Origin of the sequence: Shewanella litorisediminis, assembly GCF_016834455.1 — a bacterium.
GTDB classification, from domain to species: domain Bacteria; phylum Pseudomonadota; class Gammaproteobacteria; order Enterobacterales; family Shewanellaceae; genus Shewanella; species Shewanella litorisediminis.
Genome location: NZ_CP069213.1, coordinates 459,380 through 482,699 on the forward strand (window position 1 = coordinate 459,380; position 23,320 = coordinate 482,699).

Sequence of the window (23,320 nt, forward strand, 5' to 3'; positions counted from 1 at the left end):
TACCCCGTAAGCTTGCCAGAAGGTGTTATCAGGCAAGCTTGTTAGTATGGTCTCAGCAGCCCCCGCGGCGGGGGCGCATTGACAGAAAATAAAGGAAAACCCATGTCAGTTCAGAATATTCAGGTCACTGTGTCTCTCGATGCCAATAACACCCCGGTATTTAACTATGTGCCGGCAGGGCCCGTGGTCGTGACCGAATCAGGCACCCAGATTATTTATTCGTTGCAGGACAAGACCGGCAAAGGCCTGAGTTTTGCCGGTGCGGCCTTTGCTACCCCGTTTGATCGGGTGATAGATGCGGTGGAGTTGCTGAATGAAACCACCCTGGCCCTCTACGACGCCGATACCATAGTCGGCAAGACCGGTTTCAGACTGGTGTTCAACATTGCCGGCAGCACGCTGCAACTTTGCAGCCCTGACCCCCAGGTCATCAATAAAGACGTGAAGTAACTTGGTACGACAAACACACCCGGCCCTGTGCCGGGTGTGTTTTTTTGGGCGCTGCAATGGCGGGTGGAGCCCAGGTTTTGGCCAATTTGGGCGGCAAAAGATAGTCTCCCAGCGGAAGCCAGGCTTCGTAATGTGTGTTTTTATCATTTAATATCAGTGCTTTGCGTCGTAAGCTTGGGGGAAGGTTAAAGTTGACGCCGCATTCTAAAGTGGTTGGCATAGGACACACCGTCAGGAGCCAGCCATGTACCCCGTCCAGGAAAATTATTGTGAGTTTGCCGCCGTTGCCGAGGTGGTTCAGTGTCTTCAGCAGCCCATGGTGTTAGCCGATGCCTCAGGCAAGGTGCTGTGTGTTAATCCAGCTGCAGCGGCATTGCTGGGGGATGAAGCCGAGACCTTTGTCGGGGAGCTTTGGCCAAGTTGGCTGGAGAGTGGATATCAGGGACTCTACCGGGAGCTGCAGTCTGCAGCCGATGGACAACATCATGCTCTGCAGCATGGTGCCAGGGAAGTGCAGCTTCGGCGGGTGGACGGTGCCCTCTTGTGGGTGAAGCTGAGTCTATCGTTTGTGCAGGGGCTGCTGCCGCTGTTTTTGGTGGGTTTTGAGGACTTGTCTTCGCAAAAGGCGGAGGTGCAAAGGCTCACTGCGCTGGCGGCCACCGACTATTTAACCGGCCTGGCCAATCGCCGTACCCTGATGGAGGCCTTGGAGAAGCAATGGCGCCAATGTCTTATTCGCCGACATCCCATCAGTGTGGTGATTGTGGATGTGGACTTTTTCAAGCAGTTCAACGACCTCTATGGCCATTTAAAGGGGGATGACTGTTTGAGGCGCATTGCAGCGGCGCTGGCTTCTGCCCTGCCTTCACCACAATGCCTGGCAGCGCGATTCGGCGGTGAGGAGTTTGTGCTGCTGCTCCCCGGCTTTAATGCGGCCATGGCCGAATTGATAGCCAAACAGGTGTCTGATGCGATAAGTGCCATCGATATTAAGTCAATGGGGTTGCCAGAGGGGGCATTGCTGACGGTCAGTCAGGGGATTGCCTGTGAGATAAGTGGCCAGTTTCGCACTGCCGATGCCATGCTGCTGGGGGCAGACACCGCGCTTTACCGGGCCAAGCGCGAAGGCAGAAACAAGATAATTCTGTCGGACTGAGCGGGGGAGGGATGCCATGAACTGGCTGGCGATTTCCAAGCTGGGCTGCGGCCGCAAGCGGGCCGAAACCTTCCTCGAGCTGCAACGTAAACGCTATGGCCGCACACCGCAGCAGGCTGCACTGTCGCTGTGGAAGGGGATTTGCACCGAGCCTTCGGCCCGGTGCATCGTGAGCGATCTTAAAAACCTATCCCGGCAACCCCATCTCGACGGCAGCGAAAAGGCCTATTTACACGGAGTGCTCAATCATTTTGACCACCTGTGTTGAAAGGGCTGCAAGGGCCATCAGCCTTTGAACACCTTGCCGTCTTTCATCACAAAGCTGACATGTTCCAGCAGGCGGATATTGTCCAGCGGATTGCCATCGACAGCGATGATGTCAGCCAGGAAACCGGGCTTCAACTCGCCTATATCCTGTTGCTTCAGCAGGGCGGCACTGGTGAGTGTGGCTGCCTGAATCGCCTGCAGTGGCGTCATACCAAATTGCACCATGGTGGCAAATTGTTTGCCGTTGTCGCCATGGGGATAGATGGCGGCATCCGAGCCAAATACCATTTTGACTCCGGCCCTGGTGGCCTTACGGAAGCTGTCGCGCTGGGCCTTGGACACCTGTTTTTCTTTATTGATGTTTTCTTCGGGTACGCCATTGGCGGCGCCAAAGGCAAGGGTATATTCGGTGTTGTAAATATCGCAGCTAAGGTAGGTGCCGTGTTTCAGGGCCAGCTTGATGGCCTCATCGTCGAGGAAGCTGCAGTGCTCTATGCTGTCGATGCCGGCGCGGATGGCGGCCTTGATGCCGCTGGTGCCATGGGCGTGGGCGGCGATGATAAGCCCGCGCTGATGGGCTTCTTCGGCGGCGGCCCGGAGTTCATCTTCGGTATATTGCTGCACGCCCACCTTGGTGCCCTTGGAGAACACACCGCCGGTGGCGCAAATCTTCAAGGTGTTGGCGCCATACTTGATATTTTCACGCGCTTTGGCCCGCACAGCCCAGGGGCCATCTGCCACGCCGCCTGCCACCGAATGCATCTCGGGCGCGCTGAAGTTGTCGTCGCAGTGGCCACCGGTGATTGAGAGGGAATGGCCCGCGCTCCAAATACGTGGGCCCGGAATTTCTCCGGCGTTGATACCATCGCGTACCGCAATCACGCTGTAGCCCGAATCCCCCAGATCCCGCACTGTGGTAAAGCCGGCTTCGAGGGTCTTTTTGGCGTTCTTTACCGCCTTGACCGTTTGCCGTGGCACCGAGTAATTCATCGACTCGAGAAAGTTATCTTCGGCATCGCTGCCAAGATGCACGTGCATGTCCATCAGCCCCGGCAACAGGGTCTTGCCTTTTAGTTCAATGAGTTCACTGCCGGACGGGATGTCGAGCCCGCCTTGGGTACCCAGTTCCACAATGCGGCCATCTTCGATTTTCAGCAGTGGCGATTCGACCAGTTTGCCGCTGCGTACATCCAGCAGTGCATCGGCACTGATAAAGGTTGCTGACAATGCCGAAAAGGGCAGCATGGCCATCGACAGCGCCAATGACAGGGACAAGGATGACAAGCGGGGCAGGGATGAGTTTTGACGCATCGGATGTTCTCGTTGTTGTTATTTAACGTTGCCCGGCAGCGGGCAGACTTTTGAGCATACCTCAGCGACCCGGGCGCAACAACGCCCTGGCAAGGGTCTTTACTTTCAAGGGTTTCAGCTCTGGCGAGAGACCTTAGCAGGATATCCGGTGCAGGCGGTTTTGGCTGAAATAATAAAAGGCATCCTGGGGTTTATCCTGGCGCCACATCTCGTCATCGCCAAGGTTTTGCAGCAGGCCTCTGAGCACCACACCCGTGACGCCATGTGACACCAAAATCACCTTTTGCGGCGTGGCCGGATCCTCCAGCCAGTGATGCAGGCGGTCTCTCAGTGCACCGAGGGGTTCGGCGCCGGGGCCCTTGATGTACCAACCGGGTATGGCCTCGAGTCCCGGCCAACTGCTGTGGATATCGGGGATGTGTTCTTGCTCCCAAGCCCCGAGTCCTGCTTCCTTTATCCGCGGCTCCGGGATGACACTGTCTGGGCGGCGTCCCAGTGCTTCAGCCACTATGGACGCGGTTTCCATGGCCCGCCCCAAAGGGCTCGCGACCAGCGCATAGTCGTCGAGCTTGCCGCATCCCCTGAGTGCCCGGCCATAGGCCCTGGCCTGCTCCCTGCCAAGGGCTGTGAGGGGCGAGTCACAATGGCCCTGCAAGCGGCGCTGGGCATTGAACTCGGTTTGACCGTGGCGAAGCAGGTAGATGTCAGTGGGCATAACAAACCTTTAAGGAATTACGGCAGCTTAAAGACAGGACTCTAGCCGAGGTGGCTGATAGCGACAAGAGGGCTTTGGGCAGTGTATCAACCGGGGGCTCACCGCTACGCACCGTGAAGTATATCCCGTTAACGTTGAATCAGTTGGCGAATTGCGTTGTGGCAAGGTAGAGTTTTGGATGTTTTACATTAACTGAAAAAGGATCCGCTAATGAAGCCTGGATACATAGTAATTTCCCTGATTTTATTGCTTGGTGGCTGCGCTACTGGCTCCTCTCCCGAGGCCAAGAAAGCCAACGCCAGAAAAGAGACCGCCAGCGCGTTGCAGGGTATTTACAAAGATCACCCAACTGCCAAGTCCGCAGTGTCATCGAGTTTGGGGTACCTGATCTGTACCGGCAACGACAGCTACCTGTTTGCAGCCTCAACAGGGGGAGGGATTTGTACCTTAAACAGTGGCGGCAAGACTGAATATTATCGCTTTGCTTCGTTGGGTGCCGGGTTGGGGATAGGGTTTAAAAAGGTGGCGTTCCTTTATACTTTCCACGATGCGGCTGCCATGAAGCGTTTTCGTGAAGAGGGCTGGGATGCTGGTGCCAGAGCAGAAGCCTCTGCCAGACACGAAAACGATGGCGGCCAGGTGGCGGCCAATACCTCCTTCGATGTGGGAGGAGTAAAGGTGTTCCAGTCGGCAATTTGGGGAGCCGCTGCTCAGGCTACGGTCCAGGGATACAAATTCTGGCCTACCAACTTTGACAAGGATGTGGCGCAATTCAATTAAGGCTCATCGCGAATAAGGATGAGCAGGCAATAAAAAGGCCGGGAATATTCCCGGCCTTTTTACGTTTAAACGCTTCGCGCTATCAGGCAAAGCTGCTTACCCTGATGGCTTACAGAATAAAGCGGCTTAAGTCTTCGTTCTGCACCAGATTATCCAGGTGGTCATTCACGTAATCGGCGTCGATGGTGAACTTGCTGCCGGACTTGTCGCTGGCTTCGAAGGAAATGTCTTCCATCAGCCGCTCCATGACGGTGTGCAGACGGCGGGCACCGATGTTTTCGGTGCGCTCGTTCACCTGCCAGGCGGCCTGGGCGATACGGTCAATGCCCGACTCGGTAAACTCGATGGTCACGCCTTCGGTGGCCATCAGCGCCACATACTGCTCGGTGAGCGAGGCATGGGGCTCGGTGAGAATACGTTTGAAGTCGGAGGCGGTGAGGGCATCCAGCTCAACACGGATAGGCAAGCGGCCCTGCAGCTCAGGGATAAGATCCGATGGCTTGGACATCTGAAACGCGCCCGATGCGATAAAGAGGATATGGTCGGTCTTCACCATGCCGTGCTTGGTGTTAACGGTACAGCCTTCCACCAAGGGCAGCAGGTCGCGCTGCACCCCTTCACGGGACACGTCGGGGCCCGAGGTTTCGCCGCGCTTACAGATCTTGTCGATTTCGTCGATAAAGACGATGCCGTTCTGCTCAACCAGTTCGATGGCCTTTTCTTTCAGATCTTCCTGATTCACAAGCTTGGCGGCTTCTTCATCCACCAGTTGCTTGAGGGCATCTTTGATCTTCATCTTCTTGCGCTTGGCAGGCGCCTGCCCCATGTTCTGGAACAGGCTCTGCAGCTGGCTGGTCATCTCTTCCATGCCGGGGGGCGACATGATTTCCACGCCAATCTGCGGACCGGCGATGTCGATTTCGATTTCTTTATCGTCCAGCTGACCTTCGCGCAGTTTCTTGCGGAAGATTTGACGGCTGGAAGAGTTGTCGTCGCTGCTGTTGTCCCAGTCGTTTTTGGGGCGCGGCAGCAGGGCGTCCAGTACCCGCTCCTCGGCGGCTTCTTCGGCGCGGGTACGACACTTCTTCATTTCCACTTCGCGGGTGAGCTTGATGGCCGTATCGGTCAGATCGCGAATGATCTGCTCCACTTCCTTACCCACATAGCCCACTTCGGTGAACTTGGTGGCCTCCACCTTGATAAAGGGCGCGTTGGCGAGCTTGGCCAGACGGCGGGCGATTTCGGTTTTACCTACGCCGGTGGGGCCAATCATCAGTATGTTCTTGGGGGTCACTTCGTGACGCAGGGCGGCGTCCAGCTGCATGCGACGCCAGCGGTTACGCAGGGCAACGGCCACGCTGCGTTTGGCCTTCTGCTGACCAATGATGTGTGCGTCCAGCTCGTGAACAATCTCGCGGGGGGTCATTTCAGACATGGCAATTCCTTCAGTAACTCAGTTCTTCGATGGTCTTGAACTGGTTGGTGAATACGCAAATATCACCGGCGATGGTCAGGGCCTTTTCGGCAATGTCACGGGCACCAAGGTCGGTATTTTCCAAAAGCGCCGTGGCGGCGGCCTGGGCGAAGTTTCCGCCTGAGCCGATGGCAATCAAATCGTTTTCGGGCTGCACCACGTCGCCGTTACCGGTAATGATGAGCGAGCTTTCGGCATCGGCCACCGCCAGCAGGGCCTCGAGCTTTCGCAGCATGCGGTCGGTGCGCCAGTCTTTGGCCAGTTCCACCGCGGCGCGCATTAAATGACCCTGGTGCATTTCCAGCTTGGCCTCAAAGCGCTCGAACAGGGTGAAAGCATCGGCGGTGCCACCGGCAAATCCGGCCAATACCTTGCCGTGGTACAGGCGGCGAACCTTGCGGGCATTGCCCTTCATCACGGTATTGCCGAGGGATACCTGGCCATCACCTGCGATGACCACCTGATTGTTACGGCGCACGGATACGATAGTAGTCACAATGGATCCTCTTTTAGCGTCCGAAGGGTTGGCCTTCGGGGGACGAATACTGCTTATATGGGGTCGTGCGCCCGCTTTTCAAGTGAGTAAAGAGTTTCAGGTGAGCAAGGATTTTCAAGGGCCAAAAGAAAGGTCGCCCGCAGGCGACCTTAAGTGTTGTGTGCTGTGGCTCAGTTTTGCCACAGCCAGAAATGTCTGACAGGTGTTCATGCCGATGGCTTGCTGAACACATGAGCTGATGCTCAGTTTTGCCACAGCCAGATTTGGCATGTGTTCATGCCGATGGCTTGCTGAACACATGAGCTGATGCTCAGTTTTGCCACAGCCAGAAATGTCTGACGGGTGTTCATGCCGATGGCTTGTTGAACATATGAGCTGATGCTCAGTTTTGCCACAGCCAGATTTGGCATGTGTTCATGCCGATGGCCTGCAGCTTGTGGCGGGCACGTTCAGCCTCACGCTTGCGCTCGTAGGGGCCTATCACCACCTTGTACCAGGTGCCGCTGCCACCCTGAACCTTGCGAATTTGCGCCTCCATGCCCTGAAAGGCGATGACAGCCTTCATCTTCTCGGCCTGGGACATTTCGCGGAAAGAGCCGCACTGCATTTGATAAGGGCCAGCAGATCGCATGGTTTCGGGCGGGGGAACATCCACTTCGACCTGCTTGTTTTCCAGCTCTTTCAGGTAGGTCCACTCTTCCTGCGGCTTTGGCGGCAGGGCGTTGGGATCCTTTTTGGGCTTGCTGGCCCGGGTGTCGGTCTTGACCGGTTCCACCTGGTCGGCGCTGCCCTTGATGGTCCACAGAAAATAGCCGAAGCCTGCCACCAATGCGACAACCACAATCAGCGCGAGCCAGGGCTTCCGCCCCGGCGTGCGGGCATTCCTGTTGCCGCCACGGCCTTTACCCCGTGGCGCTCGATTGGCGTAATCGCGACTCATGGATTACATGCGCTCCAGCGTCTCGATACCCAGCAGTGACAGGCCCTGCTTGAGGGTGTCGGCGGTCAGGCGGGACAGCAGCAGACGGCTGTCACGGGCCACTTCGCTCTCGGCGCTCAGCACAGGGCAGGCCTCGTAGAAGCTGGAGAAGGCGCCTGCCAACTCGTACAGGTAACCACAGAGGATGTGTGGCTGACCCTTGTCCACCATGCGGGCAAGGATTTCACCGAACTGGGCCAGCTTGTTACCCAGTTCCTTCTCTTTGTCGTGCTCGAGCACCAGCTCAGCATGAGACAAATCGATGTTCTCGGCCTTCTTGAAGATACCGGCCACACGGGTGTAGGCGTACAGCAGATAGGGGGCTGTGTTGCCTTCGAAGCTCAGCATCTGTTCGAAGCTGAAGATGTAGTCGCTGCTGCGGTTCTTGGACAGGTCGGCGTATTTCACCGAGGCAATGCCCACCACGCGGGCGATTTCTTTGACTTCGGCCTCATCCATATCCGGGTTCTTGCTGCGAACCAGCTGCTCGGCACGCTCGACCGCTTCATCGAGCAGGTCAACCAGCTTCACCACGCCGCCGGAGCGGGTTTTGAAGGGGCGGCCGTCTTCGCCGTTCATGGTGCCAAAGCCCATGTGCTCGAGGGTCATGTTGTCACGTACGAAACCGGCGGTGCGAGCCAGGCTGAATACCTGCTGGAAGTGCAGTGCCTGACGCAGATCCACAAAGTAGAGCACGCGGTCGGCATTCAGGGTGCCGGAGCGGTAGCGCATGGCGGCGAGATCTGTGGTGGCATACAGGAAGCCACCGTCGGCTTTTTGGATGATCACCGGCAGTGGCTCGCCGTCTTTGTTGCGGAACTCTTCCTGGAATACCACCTTGGCGCCGTCGCTGATGGCCAGCAGGCCCTTGGCATCGAGATCTGCCACCACTTGCGCCAAATCGGCGTTGTAGGCGCTCTCGCCGTGTACGTCTTTACGGGTCAGGCTCACGCCCAAGCGGGCGTACACATCGTGACAGTGGCTCAGGGAGATGTCGTTGAATTCGCGCCACAGCTTGTTGCAATACTCGTCGCCGCTTTGCAGCTTAACTACCAACTGGCGTGCGCGGGTTGCGAATTCATCGGATTCATCGAAGCGCAGCTTGGCGGCGCGGTAGAAGCTTTCGAGGTCTGACAGCTCCAGATTGGCCTTGTCATCACCCTGGGCGCGCAGCTCTTCCATGTAGGCCAGCAGCATGCCGAACTGGGTACCCCAGTCACCTACGTGGTTTTGACGGATGACCTTGTGGCCCAGGAATTCCAGCGCACGTACCACGCTGTCACCAATGATGGTGGAGCGCAGGTGACCTACGTGCATTTCTTTGGCGAGGTTGGGGGAAGAGTAGTCCACCACCACGGTTTGAGGCGCAGCGGCTTTTACGCCCAGCATGGCATCGCCAATGGCCGCCTTGAGCTGGTTGGCCAGGGCATTTTCGTCGATAAAGAAGTTGATAAAGCCGGGACCGGCGATTTCGACCTTGGATACCTGCGCCGAGGCGGGCAGGTTGTCGATGATAAGTTGGGCCAGTTCGCGCGGCGGCTTACCTGCAACCTTGGTCAGCATCATGGCCAGATTGGTGGCCAGATCGCCATGGCTCTTGTCCTTGGTTCGGTCGACCTGAATGCGCGCTTCAAAGTCGGCGGGCACTATGCCCTGGGCTTTCAAGGATTCAAGGGTTTGTTCGAGCAAGGATTGAATGAGTTCTTTCATCGGCCTGTATCTACTGACTGCAAGGTTTAACGGGAATAACCGGGAATTGTAGCCTCTGCGCCCCCCGGCTGGCTATTGGCAGAAGGAACTTTTTGAGCAAAAAACCAAAGCACTCTGACGATTTTTGTAGATGAACATTAATTCATGCATTGCCAAAGGGGAGTTCATGGTGACTGGTGCATAGTGTGTCACATGGTTCGTTAGACATGGATGTTGGTTATGCTGGGTAGCTTGTTCTTGTTAGCGCAGATTTGCTGACCAGCGACTTATGGCCTCACAGAGGCGGCAGAGTGAAATGCAAATTTGCTCTGGTGTGTCCTCTGTGGCCCTATTTTTTACCTGTTTCTCACTCCTGTTTGCCTGCTTTGGTGAACAAAGCTCATTGACATCCCACCTTGCGCGGCTTTTTAGCCGCGATTTTTTTATCTGTTATTCAAATAACTGTTACTAAAAAAATGCAGCCCGGAGGCTGCATCCTGCAGTGGGTGGCTTCAGTCTGTTCAGTTGGCTGGCCCGGCCATCATCTGGCTCTGCCACAGGGAGTCTTCGCTTTCTGATGAGGTCAGGGAGATAAGCACGGCGTTGGGTTTCCCTGCAATCGGCGCCAGTACCATTTCGAACCGGGTTTCGGCGGTATCTGTGTAGGTAATCTCGATGGAACCAGCCAAATTGATGTGCCAGTTCATTGCCAGGCTGGGCTCTTCACCTTCCCAAATGGTGCCGACGCCGTCGGCACCGAAATAGACATGGAAGGTACCCGTGTCGCCAGCGAAAAGTTTGAAATCCAAACTGAACTCTTGTAACAGCACATCGGCGTCGCTGAATCCCTCGCTGGCGCGGATCAGGCTTACCTGCCCAAGCGGTTGGCTGCTGTCGTAATCCTGCAGCATGGCACCGAAACGTTCGAGTTTCGGCAGACTGAAGCGGCCATCTTCGGCATCCTTGAACCAGATTTCGCCGAAAGGTTTCAGTGTCAGTGTGTCACCCGAGGTTGAGCTGTCTTTATCGTACAGGCCGCCCGGGCCGTCTGCATCTACTGTTATGTCAGTCACGCTGAAGCCAGCGTCACTCCACTGGTATTGGCCAAATTCACCGGACAGCACCCGAGGCGAAGATTCGGCGTAGCTTTCCTGATTGTTGGTGTGCACCAGGGCGTAGTCGGTGTCTGAGAGAAATACCACCACAGTGAGGTTTTCATCGGCTTCTTCCCATAACTTCCAGGAGCCGGCAAGCGGGCTGCTGCCATCATCTATTCGAGTCAGGGTTATGCTGTCCTCGCTGAATTGAATGGTCAGCGACTCACCCAGCGTCATGGACTTCACATCGTGGCTGCCACTATCGAAAAAGCCACCGCTGTTGTCTGACTCGTCAATCAGGGTAAGGCTGATGTCCCCGGTTTGAGGATCCCACTCGTAACTGCCAAGCTCGGCGCTGCCCGCCTGCTGATCGCCATCGTCAGTGTGCTCGTGCAGGATCAGATAATGGCTTTCATCTACAAAGGCCAGGATGTTGCGCATGCCGTCGCCTTCTTTGAACAGCCAGCTGCCAATCAGTTGTTGCCGAAGAGAGGTTTCAACATGGGCCCTGGCGTCGGCGTCGCTCACCAGGGTACGGTTATCCAATGTTGTCAGCACTGGAGCCACGGCGTCGGCAAAACCCGTGCTGCCGATATCCAGCGCCGTGCCGTTAAAGGCATCTGTGGTGGCCTGTGACAGTGAAATACCATTGCTGGGGTCTGCATCTTCATCCAGCGTTTGCAGTATGCGGGCGATGTTGGAAACCGTAATGGCATCGCCCTTTGCAAAATCATTGGGGGTAACCAACCCGGTGGCCTCAACGGCAGGGAAAGTCAGATCGCCAATGAAAAACACCACGGTTTCACCCGGCAAATACTTGTAGTTCCCCATGGCATCGGTAACACCACTCTGGGTTTCGGTCCGATAGCCTATACCGGCTACCGGACTGTCGAGGAAGAGCCCTGCCTGAACACCGGCGCAGCTGATTTGGGCGGCATTGGCAGTGGTGCTGTTCAATGTGCCGCTTGCACCAGTGATATTGCACACCTGGCCATCTGGTTGATTGCTGATACTGATACTGAAGCTCGTACCCTCAGTCACGCTGTTGGCGAACTGGAAACTGCTTCCAGAAACACTTTGCGTTTGCGTGCTGCCGGCGGTGAGCGTCAGCCCCAGGGTGCCATTAAGGCCGCTGATACTGCCACCTATCTTCAACTGAGCAGGTTCAGTGGGTTGCTCGGTGTTGTCGTCATCGTCGCTGCCACCGCAGGCGGCCAGGCCAAGTGCCAGCGGCAGCAGCAGGCCACCGCGAAAGAAGAGGGATTTGTGCATGATTCGATCCTTAATATATGCGTCCGTTTAGTCCCGGTTGGGGATTTGGGTATTGCACCCAAGTGACAGCATAAGAAAGACCGACAAAAGTGAGGTGTGATTCTTTTTGAAAAGATTTGAACGCTTAATAATCAGTTGGTTACAGGTTTAATTTGACTGTGTTCGTTACAACAAATCCTGCGGATCCCTGTCAAGGCTCCAGCGGCAGCGCTTGGCCTCGGGCAGGAGGTCGATGGCAGGCAGGATGGCTTCGAGCGCTTGCTGCAATCCCTGACGCTGCTCGGCCTGAAACATCAACTGACGTCTGTGCTTGCCCGCTTTGCGATCCATGGGGGCGGGCAGGGGGCCTATCACCTCAAACCCCTTGTCCCTTGGCAGCATGGCGGCAATGGCAGCCAAAAAGGCCTCGGCATCTTCTGCCCTGTGGGCCTCGGCCCGGGCCAGCACCATGTGCCACGCCGGTGGCAGTGCCGCCTGTTTGCGCTCACTGAGCTGGCCCCTGGCAAACTCGCCATAGCCCTTATGCATCAGCTCCCGCAATATGGGGTTATCACTCTGGTGAGTTTGTAAAAGCACAGTGCCGGGTTTGGCTGCGCGCCCGGCGCGGCCCGCCACCTGAGTATAGAGCTGGCCAAACCGTTCAGGAGCCCTGAAATCGGCGCTGAACAGAGCGCCGTCCACATCCAAAAGGCCCACCAGGGTGACGTCGGGAAAGTGATGTCCCTTGGCCAGCATCTGGGTGCCAACCAGGATTTTATAGTCGCCGCGGTGTATGGCCTGCAGGTGATTCTCCAGTGAGCCCTTGAGGCGTGTGGTGTCTCTGTCGATGCGCACCACTGGGTATTTGGGGAATTCTTCCTTTAATACTTGCTCGAGCTGTTCTGTGCCTATGCCCTGACCCATGAGCATGGTGGAGCCGCAATTATGACACTGGCGCGGAATGGCATATTGGTTGCCGCAGTGGTGACAGCGAATTTCGCCGAGCTTTTGATGCACGGTAAAAAAGGCATCGCAGCGATCGCACTCGTGCAGATGGCCGCACTCATGGCACAGGAGCGCCGGGGCAAAGCCACGACGGTTCAAAAACAGCAGCACCTGATTGCCTGCATCCAGATGCAGGCGCATTTCGTTGAGCAGTGCCGACGACATGCCTGCTTTCAGCGGTTGGTTACGGATATCGATAATGCCCTGGCGTACCTTTTTGGCGTTGCCGGCGCGCTCCCCCAGATGCAGGTGGCGATATCGGCCTGAGAGTGCGTTTTGAAGCGACTCCAGCGAGGGGGTGGCCGAGCCCAGCACCACGGGAATGTTTTCAAGGTGGCCGCGCATCACCGCCAAATCACGGGCGTGATAGCCCACGCCTTCCTGCTGCTTGAACGAGCTGTCGTGCTCTTCGTCGAGGATGATAATACCGGGGAAGGCCATGGGCGTGAAAAGGGCGCTGCGGGTGCCTATGATGATGGCGGCTTCCCCACTTCGCCCGGCACGCCAGGCATCGAGGCGTTGATTGTCGGTGAGGTTGGAGTGGATAACGGCGACTTCAACCTTGAATCGGCGCCGGAAGCGATCAATGGTCTGGGGTGTCAGGCCTATCTCGGGCACCAAAATCAGTGCCTGCTTGCCTTCGCTCAATACCTTTTCCAATACCGACAGATAGACTTCGGTCTTGCCTGAACCCGTGATGCCCTCAATCAGAGCGCATTCATAGCCCTGGGCGGCATTGATGGCGGCTACCGCCACTGCCTGCTCTTTATTGAGTTTGTGGGGCGTTTCACCAAGCTCAAGGCTCGTGCGCCAGCCAAGATTGATGTCTACGGGAACCTGTCCACGGTGCACCCAGCCCTTGTCTTCGAGGCCTTTCAGTGCCGCCTTGCTGAGCTCCAAGGCGTTGAACTCGTCAAGGCTCAGGGGGTGTTGCATCAGCATCTCTGCAAGTTTTTGCTGCGCGGGTGCTCTTTTCAGCGTTGCTACACCGGCTTCGATGGCCTTATCCGTGAGTTTCAGCCAGGTGCGGCTCTTTGGCGCGGCATCGGCGCCTTTGCGCAGTGCCACAGGCAGTGCCTGGGTCAGCATCTGTCCCTGACTGCAAAAATAATACCTTGCGGCCCAGAGAGTCAGTTTATAGAGTGGTTCAGACAACGCCGGTTCATCATCGATTATCTCAATGATTTCCTTAATTTGGGCGTCGGGCAGTTCACAGCTGTCTTTGGTGGCAGTAATCAGGCCTATCAGTTGTTGTTTGCCAAAGGGCACCTTGACCCTTTTACCGGGGCAGGGCGCGGAGCTTGTGTGTGCTGGCAATCGGTAGCTGTAGCTGCGGCGCATGGGAACCGGCAGGGCAACTTCAACAAACTGTGGCATAATCAGGTACATCTGGCTTGAGTTGCCTCTAGTGTAACGGCAGCGTGGGAACTCAGCCACAGCTAAAGCAGCCCAGTCACTATGCAAAAAAACAATGCAAGAAAAACGATGCAGGAAAAACAATGACAAGACTTTTCATCCTTGCCTTGCTGTTGATGGTTCAGGCCCTGACGCCCGCACAGGCGCGTTTATCCCATGTGAGTATCAATAAAAGCCAATTTACCCTGGGAGAATATCCGCGCCTGCGAGTCAACATAGTGTCTGAGCGCAGTGATCTGTCGCGACTGGAGTTTGTGGTGCGCCAGGGCACCCGTGAAGAAAAGCTCATGGTAGAACCCCTCAACAACTTTATGTTGTTGCTGTTTGGTGTCGACAACGTGACAGACGCCAATGCTGAGCTGGTGGTACGCGAATACGTGGTCAATCAGTGGCAGGAATATAAGGTGATACCGCTCTTTGGCGGCAAGGAACGAATCGCCAAGACGCCGGCAGCCGCGCCAAGGAAAGCCGCCGAACTGCTGGCTCCCGAAGCCGTGCCTGTGGCCAGGCCTCCGGCCCCACAAGTGGCTGCCATCAGCGCCGCCAATGACAGCAGTGGCTGCACCGTTGAGTATCAGCAGGGCGAAACCCTCTGGCGCATTGCCAGCCGTTATGCGCCTCGCTGGAATACCAACGTATACAGCACCATGATGGCACTGTTTGATGCCAATCCCAGCGCCTTTACCAAAGGGAAAATCGGCGGGCTTAAGCAGGATGCCAAGTTGGCCTGTCCGTCGCCCGCGCTGCTTGGACGCTATCCGGATACCCGGGAGGCAAGACGCCTGTTTGAAGCCAAAAGTCTGGAGTGAATCGCTGGCTTTTTAAACGATAATCCGCTTGTCAGTATGGGGGAGATCCTGTACCATTCTGCGCCCTAACATACTTGTTATTAACTGCATGTGGTGTCCGACTTCGGGTTGGAAGAGCGACATGGCCTTTACTTTGAGGTAATCCCGATGAAACCAGGTATCCATCCTGAATACGCCCAGATCACTGCCACCTGTACCTGTGGTAACGTTATCAAGATCAACTCCACTGTAGGTAAAGACCTGCACCTGGACGTGTGTGGTGCTTGTCACCCATTCTACACAGGTACCCAGAAAGTGGTTGACACTGGTGGTCGTATCGACAAGTTCAACAAGCGTTTCGGTATGCTTGGCAAGAAGTAATTGCACCAGCAATGAATTCATAAAAAGGGCACCCTCGTGGTGCCCTTTTTGCTTTTCAGCCTGACTCAGTCCTTCGTTTTTCCTTCATTCCAACCAAGAATCCTATTGCCTCCATCGAGGTCAGATGAGTTTGTTTTTCAAGCGATGATTTTGTGACTTTCGACTGTGATTCCCGGTGTAACAGCGAAAATGGAATTAAATTTGGTAATTTTGCTACATAAGTCGCTTTGAATTGCGCCAAAAAGGCTGATTTTATGAATTGCTTAGGTATAAAAACAACAAAGTTAATTAATGGTTTGGCATTTTTTTTCCAAAGTTAATTGCTGAAAATGACGCTTTGATGCTTTGGTGGTAATCAAGTCCCTGAAATTTGTTGAAGGTTGGTTTCAAAGCCTTGGTAATTCGCGTAATCTTTATGACCTCAGTGAAGGGGTCCGAACTCGCGGCAGCGAGGCCCTTTACCCGCGGATTTACCCATAAAAACGTCGTTCAGGATTAAAAAATGGCAGACTTTCGTCAACAAGCACTCGATTATCATGAATTTCCGGTTCCTGGAAAAATGGCTGTGTGTCTTACCAAACCCGCTGAAACCAGCATGGATCTGGCGTTGGCCTACAGCCCGGGTGTGGCCGAGCCTGTTCGTGAAATAGCCTCCAATCCTGCCGATGCCTATCGTTATACCGCCAAGGGCAATACCGTGGCGGTGATCTCCAACGGTACCGCCATTCTGGGGCTTGGTAATTTGGGTCCCCTGGCATCCAAGCCTGTGATGGAAGGCAAGGCCCTGCTGTTCAAGCATTTTGCCAACATAGATGCCACCGATATTCAGGTGAAGCACCGCACCACAGAAGAGTTCATCAATACCGTTGAGGCCATTGCCGATACTTTTGGTGGTATTAACCTGGAAGACATCAAGGCGCCCGAGTGTTTCGAGATTGAGCGTGAGCTGATTGAGCGCTGCAGCATTCCTGTGTTCCACGACGATCAGCACGGTACCGCCATCGTCACCGCTGCCGGCATGATAAACGCGCTGGAAATTCAGGGTAAATCCATCGATAAAGCGGTGTTCGTGTGTATGGGCGCCGGCGCTGCCGCCATCGCCTGTATGACCATGTTGGTGAAGTGTGGTGCCCAGCGTGAAAATGTCTACATGCTGGACCGCAAAGGCGTTATCCACACCCGCCGTGACGATCTGAACGAATACAAGGCGCTGTTTGCCAATAACACCGACAAGCGCACCCTGCAGGATGTGATTAAGGGGGCCGATGTGTTCCTGGGGCTTTCCGGTCCGGATGTGCTGAGCGCCGAAGATGTGCTCTTGATGGCAGATAATCCGGTGATCTTTGCCTGTTCCAACCCAGACCCGGAGATCAAGCCGGAACTGGCCCACGATATCCGCAAGGACATCATCATGGGTACCGGCCGCAGTGATTACCCCAATCAGGTAAACAATGTGCTGTGTTTCCCCTTTATCTTCCGTGGTGCCCTGGATGTGCGTGCTGCACGCATCAACGATGAAATGAAGATTGCCGCTGTGCATGCCCTTGCTGATTTGGCGAAAGAACCGGTTCCCGCCTCTGTGCTTGCCGCCTATCCCAATGTCAGCAGCTTAAGCTTTGGCCCAGAGTATGTTCTGCCAAAACCCATGGATCCGCGTTTGTTGCCAAGGGTAGCCCGTGCTGTGGCTCAGGCCGCCATCGATTCAGGCGTTGCCGCCATCGACACCCTGCCAGAGAACTACCTGGCCTGATTCGTAATTCTGGCGCGGTAAAGGCAGATAAAGGCAACCCTTGTGGTTGCCTTTTGTTATTGAGTACCTGATAATTTTTAACAATTTGCATTGTCCCGCCGGCGCGCTGCCGGCCTATAAGAACTAAAACATCAGGACGGCCCCATTTCATGCAACTGACTCGCATGCTGACCAAAAAACTCATCAGCTTCTGGATGATGTCGCTGGCGGCGGTCGCTTTTGTGTTTTTGCTCAGCGCTCTGATGAGCTTCGTGCAGCTGACCTATCGCTTTCAGCAGCAAAAGGTCGCAGAGCTTGAAACCATGTTGGTTAACCACTATCAGCACCAGAGCAGCTGGGACCTCGACACCTGGTTGCCCCCCATGCTGCTGGCCTACAACGCGGTCAGTTTCCGTTTGACCCAGGGTGATGAGCTGGTGTTTGAATATCAGGGCAATCTGGGTTCGGATCAAAGGGTACTGTACGAGCGAACCCTCTATGGCAATGATGCTATCCAGATGCGGCTGGAGCTGCCCCGTCCCTTTTCGGCACACCGCCTTGGCTGGCGTGAGCTGATGATTTTGCTGGTGGGAATAGTGGCAGTGGCGGGATTTGTGCGCTTCGGATTTCTGTGGTTTTCCGCCGAGCTTGAAGGCATAGAGGCGCTGGCGCAGCGCAGCAAACTAATCCTCGATGGCAAGCTGGATGAGGCGGCCAAAACCCCCGGGAACGGTAAACCACGACTAATCAATCGGGCGCTCTCAAGATTGCTTGCGGAGCTTGCCGATGCCCACAAGGAGCGCGCCCGTTTCGATAAATTTATTCGCTCCAATACCTTCCTCGACCCCCAAACCCGGATAGGTAACCGGCTGTTTTTGCAAAACCGCCTCAATGCCCTCTCCAGCGATCAGGGGATGCTGGCACCCGGAGTCCTGTATCTGCTTGAAATGGAAGATTTGGATATCCTGCAACAGGAGGCTGGCGATGAAGTGGTACTCGAGCTGCTCCACAGCACCATCAACGCCATCAATCTGGTGCTGCAAACCCAGGCCAACAGTATTTTTGCCCGCCGCTCCCATAATCAGCTGGCCATCGTCGTGCCGCAAATCTCCCTGGTGGAGGCCGACGCCTTGGCCGACAAGCTGCTGAAAATCTGTCTGGCGCAGCCGCTGCCCAAAATTGAAGAAGCCGATAACTTTTTCCATCTGGGGGGCGCTTACTTTAAAGAAGGCGATATGCCGGAGCCTTTGCTGGACGAGGCCGATATGGCCCTGCGCGCCGCGCAGCTGCAGGGGGCAAGCGGATGGTTTATGTATGACAAGGGCGCAGTGGATCAAGAATTTGCCAAGGGCTCAGTACGCTGGCGCTCCTTTCTTGAAAACGCTCTGGTTAACCGGAATTTCGTTACCTTTACCCAACCTGTGTGCGAAGGTGATGGCAGCCAACATCACCATGAAATTTTTACCCGGGTCCGCGACCCCATGGGCAGCCTGGTGAGGGCGACTTTGTTTATCCCCATGGCGGTGAAGTGTGGATTGATGCCACAAATCGAGCGGCAGGTGGTCGAGCGCACCCTGTTTGAGTTGATGTCGGATACCGGCAACGCCACCCGGCATTACAGCATCAACCTGAGTGTGGACTCGCTGACCAGTCGCGCCTTTGTACGCTGGTTGCAAACTACCTTGCTTGAATACCGTCATCTGGCATCCAGGCTGGTGTTTGAAGTTACTGAAGACATGGTGATGAAGCACCGAAGCCAGCTCGAGTCCAAGCTTAATATGCTGCGCAAAATGGGCAGCCGCATTTGTGTGGATCATGTGGGGCAGCAGGTGGTGAGCACCCAATATATCCGCGAGCTGGGCTTTAACTTTATCAAGCTGCATCGCTCAGTGGTGCGCCAAATTGACTTGCGCCCTGAGAACCAGCTGTTTGTCCGCAGTCTTATTGGCAGTTTATATCGTACCGATGTGCAGGTGTTTGCCGAGGGGGTAGGCTCTTTTGAGGAGTGGCAAACGCTGCTGATTTTGGGGGTAAGTGCCGGTCAGGGCAGCTACTTTGGTGATCCGCAGCAGACCTGAGTGGCAATTTGTGCCAAAACCCTTGTGAAACGCAGGCCCTCGGCCTATCTTATGGTGTATTCTCTGCATAATACTTATTAAAAATAACTAATTAGTACGCCATCGCCGCCCACTTTCCCTGACTTGGCGCGTTTCACGCGGTACATGGCAAGGCGCATAATCACACGGACATGACTGCAATGGGCCGATCTCCTTTTTGGCATAAGAAAACTGAGCGTCGCGACCTGGGGCTGTATCTGTCGAACCATAGCTGTTGGGTGGTCCCGGCGGCAGATGCTGAAACCGACGGCGCAGAAATTCCTCTCGATGGCGACAACTGGCAGGGGCTGATGGCGGCCATAGTGTCCCGTTTCGGTCCTGCACGTCTGGCCGTGGTATTGGGGGCCGGGCGCTATCAACTGCTGCTATCCGACAAACCCCCTGTGCCCGACAACGAACTGGCGGAAGCGGTCCGTTGGTCCATTAAAGACATGGTATCTGAGCCCGTTTCTTCCCTGAAGCTGGACTATTTTGAGCCTCCTCATAGCCACTCCAATAAACTCACCGTGGTGACTGTCAGCCGGGATGCGCTGGCAAGTCTGGTGCTGGCCGCCGATGACAATGACTGTGAGATAGTCGGCATTGGCATTGAAGAGTTGGTCACCACCCGGCTGTTTGCCTCCGAGCCACAGGCGCGCATGGTGGTGAGCCATGTTCCGGGCAACGAATTGCTGCTGACGGTGATAAAAGAGGGGGAGCTTTGGATGCAGCGCAGGGTTCGGGGATTCAGTGAGATTGATGGGATAGCCGAATCGGATTTGGCCTATGGGGCTGCCGATAATCTCAGTTTGGAGCTGCAACGTTCCATGGATTATTTCGAGAGCCAACTGCGTCAGCCGCCGGTGGCCAGTATAGAACTGCTGACTCAGGGGGCAACTCAGGCGCTGGCACGGTTAGTGGGTGCTAACTTCAATCAACGGGTGACCGCCATGAATACCGGCCCCGTGGGGCTGACCTTTGCCCGCCTCGCCTGTGAGGAGTTTTTGGGGGCGCGCCCATGAACAAGACCCGCATTAACCTCTACGACGAGTCCTTGCTGCCGACCCGGCAGCGTCTGAATTTCAAGCGCCTGAGCCAGTCAGTGATTGCCGTGCTGGGCGTACTGCTGCTGGCGGGCGTTGCACTTGGTTGGCAGCTATCAACCGTGAAAGCAGAACTTAACAGTGCACGGGCCGAATCTGAGCGCCTTGGCCAGCAAAAGCAGCAATTGGAGGCTCAGCTGGCAAACCACAAGGCCGACGCAACACTGGTGGCAGAGGTCACTGAGCTGAAGGACTTTCTGGCGTTGAAACGGCAGCTGCTCAGTGAGCTTGGCAATCAGCAGCGATTTGCCAGCGGTGGCTATGGTTCGCTGATGACAGATCTGGCTTCTGCCGCCGATGGCAACGTGTGGCTTGAACGTATTCTGGTGGCGGAAGGGGAGCTCAGGTTTGAAGGCTCTGCCAAAGCGCCCACCAGTGTGCCTTTGTGGGTCGAGCGGCTGAAACATACACAAACCCTTCAGGGTAAACAGTTTGCCACCATGACCATGGCCCGTGATGAAGGCGCGCCGCTGGGCTTTATTCTCACCAGTGGCGCACTGAGGGAGGAACTGAAGCCATGAGCCGTTTCGATTCCCTCGCGACTAAATACGACGACCTGACCTCAAGGGAGCGGGGCATTATCTTTTTTGCCGTGCTGTTTGGGCTGCTCATGTTGCTATCCATGCCGGTGGAGAGCCTTTGGAAGGAATACCGCCAGGCAAACCAGACACTCAGTCAAACCCGTGCCAATAACCACATCAGTGAGCAGCAGTTGGCCCTGTATCAGGAGCGATTGGCCCAGGATCCCAACCGGGATTTTCTTGAGCGTAAGGCCTTGTTGCTGAAGGAACATCAGCAGCTGGACACAGCCCTGGAAGAACAGACTGTGGATATGGTACCCGCCCGTCTGATGCCCTCTGTATTGGCCAAAATGCTCGATGGCGCCAAGGGCTTGACCCTGACCGGATTCGAGTCCATTGCGCCAGTCCCCCTGATTGAGGTGGGTGAAGGAGAGCAAAAACTGAACCTGTATTCCCATGGCATAGCACTGACCCTGGAAGGGGATTTTTTTGCGGTGCTGCGGTTTGTTGAAGCGGTGGAAAGTCTTGAAAACAAACTCTATTGGAAGCGAATGGATTACCGGGTTAAGGCGTACCCCAAGGCCGAGGTGCAGCTGATGCTGCATACCCTGAGTGTAAACGAGGACTTTATCCGTGTGGCGAATCAGTAGTTTACTTTTGTGCCTGTGCGGCGCATCCCAGGCGGCAGAGCCCTTAAGAGACCCGACCCAGCCTGCGGACTTCAGGGCGCAGGCTGTCGGTCAGGCGCAGGGAAGCCGGCTGACCAGCATCATCAATTCCCCCGACGCTAAATATGCCGTAATAGGCAATCGCCTGCTTACTTTGGGCGACAGTATTGGTAACGCGAGGATCACCGCTATCGGCAGTGATTATGTGTCCCTGTCCGACGGGAAGACCCTCAGGCTGTTTCAGGCTATTACAGAGAGATAAAAGTTATGGCAATTTCTGGTATCAAATACCTTACCCCTCTGCTGTCGCTGTGCCTGATAGCATGCCAAACCACCGACAGGCCCAATCCTCAGGCGTCCAAGGAGGCGCTCAATGAAATTGTGGCGCCGAAAGGTGTTGAAGCTCAGCCACCGGCGAAGCTGCCTGATTCTGTGTCCCGCGAATTGGCGGGCAGTAACACGGTATTTGCTCCCAATTTGCCACCGGAAAGACGCTTCGATGTGGCCGCCAATGCGGTGGATGCCCGGGTGTTTTTCCCGAGTCTCGTTAAAGGCACGCCCTTCAGTGTGGCCGTACACCCTGAGGTGCAGGGGCGTATTTCATTGTCGCTCAAAGGGGTGACCCTGAGTGAGGCCTTGCAGGTGATTGAAGACCTGTACGGCTATGAGGTCAGCCACGAGGGCAAGGTACTCAAGGTGTTTCCATCGGGAATGCGTACCGAAACTTTCCCTGTGAACTACCTCTACATGGAACGTCATGGCGTGTCTTTAACCTCTGTGACGTCCGGCCGTATCTCAGACAACAATAACAACAATAACAACGGCAATAACAACAACGGCAGCAATGGTAATAACGCCTTTGATAACAACGGTGTAAATAACGGTGTTAACGGAAATTCCAACGGCAACAATACCAACGGCACCTTTATTCAGTCCCGTAACAAAACAGACTTCTGGGGTGAGCTGAAAGAAACCCTCGAGTCCTTGATTGGCGGTACCGGCAACAATCGCCATGTGGTGGTTACGCCCCAGGCCGGTTTGGTGACAGTGCGTGCGCTGCCCGGTGAACTGCGTCAGGTGAGGGAGTTTCTGGCCACCGCCGAAACTCACCTGCAGCGACAGGTGATTTTGGAAGCCAAGGTACTTGAGGTGACCTTGTCTGATGGTTACCAGCAGGGTATCCAGTGGAACAAGATAGCCGGCAGTGCCCTTGCCGACGGTAACACCAAGATTAACTTTGCCACCTCTGCAGGCAATGAGTTCGGTAATCAAATTTCCAGCGCTCTGGGCGGCGTGACCTCATTGTCTCTCATAGGTTCAGACTTCGATGCCATGATAAATCTCCTCGATACCCAAGGGGACGTGGATGTGTTGTCGAGCCCGCGGGTAACGGCCTCCAACAACCAAAAGGCGGTGATCAAGGTGGGCAAAGATGAATACTTTGTCACCGATGTATCCTCCACGACCGTGGCGGGCACTACGCCTGTGACCAGTCCCGAAGTCGAACTGACGCCCTTTTTCTCCGGTATCGCGCTGGACGTTACCCCGCAAATTGATGGTGAGGGCAATGTGCTGCTGCACGTACATCCCTCGGTTATCGATGTGAAAGAACAAACCAAGACCATCAAAATCAGCAACAGCGATCTGGAGCTGCCCCTGGCCCAGAGTGAAATCCGCGAGTCGGATACTGTGATTAAGGCCACTTCCGGGGATGTGGTGGTGATCGGTGGTCTGATGAAGAGCGAGAGCATGGAGCTGGTATCCAAGGTGCCTCTGCTTGGGGATATTCCTTTTCTGGGTGAAGCCTTTACCAACCGCAGCCAGTCTGTCCGCAAGACAGAGCTGGTGATACTGCTCAAACCAACTGTTGTGGTGAGTGGCACCTGGAAGAAAGAGTTGGAGCGCTCCAAGGCCTTGTTGGACCGTTGGTACCCCGAGGGCGAATAAG

Annotated in this window: 21 protein-coding genes; 13 read left to right on the forward strand and 8 right to left on the reverse strand. The window is 55.5% G+C overall.

The window, feature by feature from the left end:
- Positions 1-102: 102 nt before the first annotated feature.
- From JQC75_RS02065 to JQC75_RS02075, 3 genes are all read left to right on the forward strand, one after another.
- A complete protein-coding gene (locus JQC75_RS02065; protein WP_203325854.1) occupies positions 103-450 on the forward strand; it encodes a DP-EP family protein in 348 nt (115 codons plus the stop codon).
- 244 nt (positions 451-694) lie between these two features.
- Positions 695-1,606, forward strand: coding sequence for a GGDEF domain-containing protein (locus tag JQC75_RS02070; protein WP_203325855.1), 912 nt, complete (start codon positions 695-697; stop codon positions 1,604-1,606).
- A 16-nt stretch (positions 1,607-1,622) separates the two neighbouring features.
- Entirely contained in the window at positions 1,623-1,874 is a 252-nt protein-coding gene (locus JQC75_RS02075; protein WP_203325856.1) for a hypothetical protein, read from the forward strand.
- 17 nt (positions 1,875-1,891) lie between these two features.
- On the opposite strand, the gene JQC75_RS02080 is transcribed toward JQC75_RS02075, so the two are convergent.
- Together JQC75_RS02080 and JQC75_RS02085 are read right to left on the reverse strand one after the other, a co-directional pair.
- Positions 1,892-3,184 carry a Xaa-Pro dipeptidase gene (locus JQC75_RS02080; protein WP_203325857.1) on the reverse strand — a complete coding sequence of 431 codons (1,293 nt, stop codon included), beginning with the start codon at positions 3,182-3,184 and terminating at the stop codon, positions 1,892-1,894.
- Between the two features lie 133 nt (positions 3,185-3,317).
- On the reverse strand, positions 3,318-3,899 hold the full coding sequence (locus JQC75_RS02085) for a histidine phosphatase family protein (RefSeq protein WP_203325858.1): 582 nt from the start codon (positions 3,897-3,899) through the stop codon (positions 3,318-3,320).
- A 210-nt stretch (positions 3,900-4,109) separates the two neighbouring features.
- Between JQC75_RS02085 and JQC75_RS02090 the strand changes: the two genes are divergently transcribed.
- Positions 4,110-4,679, forward strand: a complete 570-nt coding sequence (locus JQC75_RS02090; protein WP_203325859.1) for a lipid-binding SYLF domain-containing protein — start codon at positions 4,110-4,112, stop codon at positions 4,677-4,679.
- A gap of 109 nt (positions 4,680-4,788) precedes the next feature.
- Here the strand turns inward: JQC75_RS02090 and hslU are convergent, their stop codons facing one another.
- From hslU to priA, 6 genes are all read right to left on the reverse strand, one after another.
- Positions 4,789-6,114: an HslU--HslV peptidase ATPase subunit gene (hslU, locus tag JQC75_RS02095; protein WP_203325860.1), complete on the reverse strand. Its 1,326-nt coding sequence runs from the start codon at positions 6,112-6,114 to the stop codon at positions 4,789-4,791.
- Positions 6,115-6,124: 10 nt separating this feature from the next.
- Positions 6,125-6,649 (reverse strand): ATP-dependent protease subunit HslV, encoded by a 525-nt coding sequence (gene hslV, locus JQC75_RS02100; RefSeq protein WP_203325861.1) that lies wholly within the window; start codon positions 6,647-6,649, stop codon positions 6,125-6,127.
- A gap of 382 nt (positions 6,650-7,031) precedes the next feature.
- Positions 7,032-7,589 carry an SPOR domain-containing protein gene (locus tag JQC75_RS02105; protein WP_203325862.1) on the reverse strand — a complete coding sequence of 186 codons (558 nt, stop codon included), beginning with the start codon at positions 7,587-7,589 and terminating at the stop codon, positions 7,032-7,034.
- Between the two features lie 3 nt (positions 7,590-7,592).
- Entirely contained in the window at positions 7,593-9,338 is a 1,746-nt protein-coding gene (argS, locus tag JQC75_RS02110; protein WP_203325863.1) for an arginine--tRNA ligase, read from the reverse strand.
- 500 nt (positions 9,339-9,838) lie between these two features.
- The gene (locus JQC75_RS02115) at positions 9,839-11,686 is read right to left on the reverse strand and encodes a hypothetical protein (RefSeq protein ID WP_203325864.1); all 1,848 of its coding nucleotides are present in this window, start codon (positions 11,684-11,686) and stop codon (positions 9,839-9,841) included.
- 165 nt (positions 11,687-11,851) lie between these two features.
- Positions 11,852-14,047: a primosomal protein N' gene (priA, locus tag JQC75_RS02120; RefSeq protein ID WP_203327093.1), complete on the reverse strand. Its 2,196-nt coding sequence runs from the start codon at positions 14,045-14,047 to the stop codon at positions 11,852-11,854.
- A 122-nt stretch (positions 14,048-14,169) separates the two neighbouring features.
- On the opposite strand from priA, the gene JQC75_RS02125 reads away from it, so the two are divergent.
- The 9 genes from JQC75_RS02125 (at position 14,170) to mshL (ending at position 23,319) form a co-directional block, all read left to right on the forward strand.
- On the forward strand, positions 14,170-14,895 hold the full coding sequence (locus JQC75_RS02125; RefSeq protein WP_203325865.1) for a FimV/HubP family polar landmark protein: 726 nt from the start codon (positions 14,170-14,172) through the stop codon (positions 14,893-14,895).
- 147 nt (positions 14,896-15,042) lie between these two features.
- Positions 15,043-15,255, forward strand: coding sequence for a 50S ribosomal protein L31 (gene rpmE, locus JQC75_RS02130; RefSeq protein WP_011758567.1), 213 nt, complete (start codon positions 15,043-15,045; stop codon positions 15,253-15,255).
- Positions 15,256-15,757: 502 nt separating this feature from the next.
- Positions 15,758-17,005 carry a malic enzyme-like NAD(P)-binding protein gene (locus tag JQC75_RS02135; protein ID WP_203325866.1) on the forward strand — a complete coding sequence of 416 codons (1,248 nt, stop codon included), beginning with the start codon at positions 15,758-15,760 and terminating at the stop codon, positions 17,003-17,005.
- Positions 17,006-17,154: 149 nt separating this feature from the next.
- A complete protein-coding gene (gene csrD, locus JQC75_RS02140; RefSeq protein ID WP_203325867.1) occupies positions 17,155-19,062 on the forward strand; it encodes an RNase E specificity factor CsrD in 1,908 nt (635 codons plus the stop codon).
- A 170-nt stretch (positions 19,063-19,232) separates the two neighbouring features.
- On the forward strand, positions 19,233-20,102 hold the full coding sequence (locus JQC75_RS02145; RefSeq protein ID WP_203325868.1) for an MSHA biogenesis protein MshI: 870 nt from the start codon (positions 19,233-19,235) through the stop codon (positions 20,100-20,102).
- Positions 20,099-20,704, forward strand: a complete 606-nt coding sequence (locus JQC75_RS02150) for a PilN domain-containing protein (RefSeq protein ID WP_203325869.1) — start codon at positions 20,099-20,101, stop codon at positions 20,702-20,704. The genes JQC75_RS02145 and JQC75_RS02150 overlap by 4 nt, the downstream gene beginning before the upstream one ends.
- Entirely contained in the window at positions 20,701-21,354 is a 654-nt protein-coding gene (locus JQC75_RS02155) for an MSHA biogenesis protein MshJ (protein ID WP_203325870.1), read from the forward strand. The genes JQC75_RS02150 and JQC75_RS02155 overlap by 4 nt, the downstream gene beginning before the upstream one ends.
- Positions 21,338-21,634, forward strand: coding sequence for an MSHA biogenesis protein MshK (locus JQC75_RS02160; protein WP_203325871.1), 297 nt, complete (start codon positions 21,338-21,340; stop codon positions 21,632-21,634). The genes JQC75_RS02155 and JQC75_RS02160 overlap by 17 nt, the downstream gene beginning before the upstream one ends.
- A gap of 11 nt (positions 21,635-21,645) precedes the next feature.
- Entirely contained in the window at positions 21,646-23,319 is a 1,674-nt protein-coding gene (gene mshL, locus JQC75_RS02165) for a pilus (MSHA type) biogenesis protein MshL (protein WP_203327094.1), read from the forward strand.
- Position 23,320 lies beyond the last annotated feature (1 nt).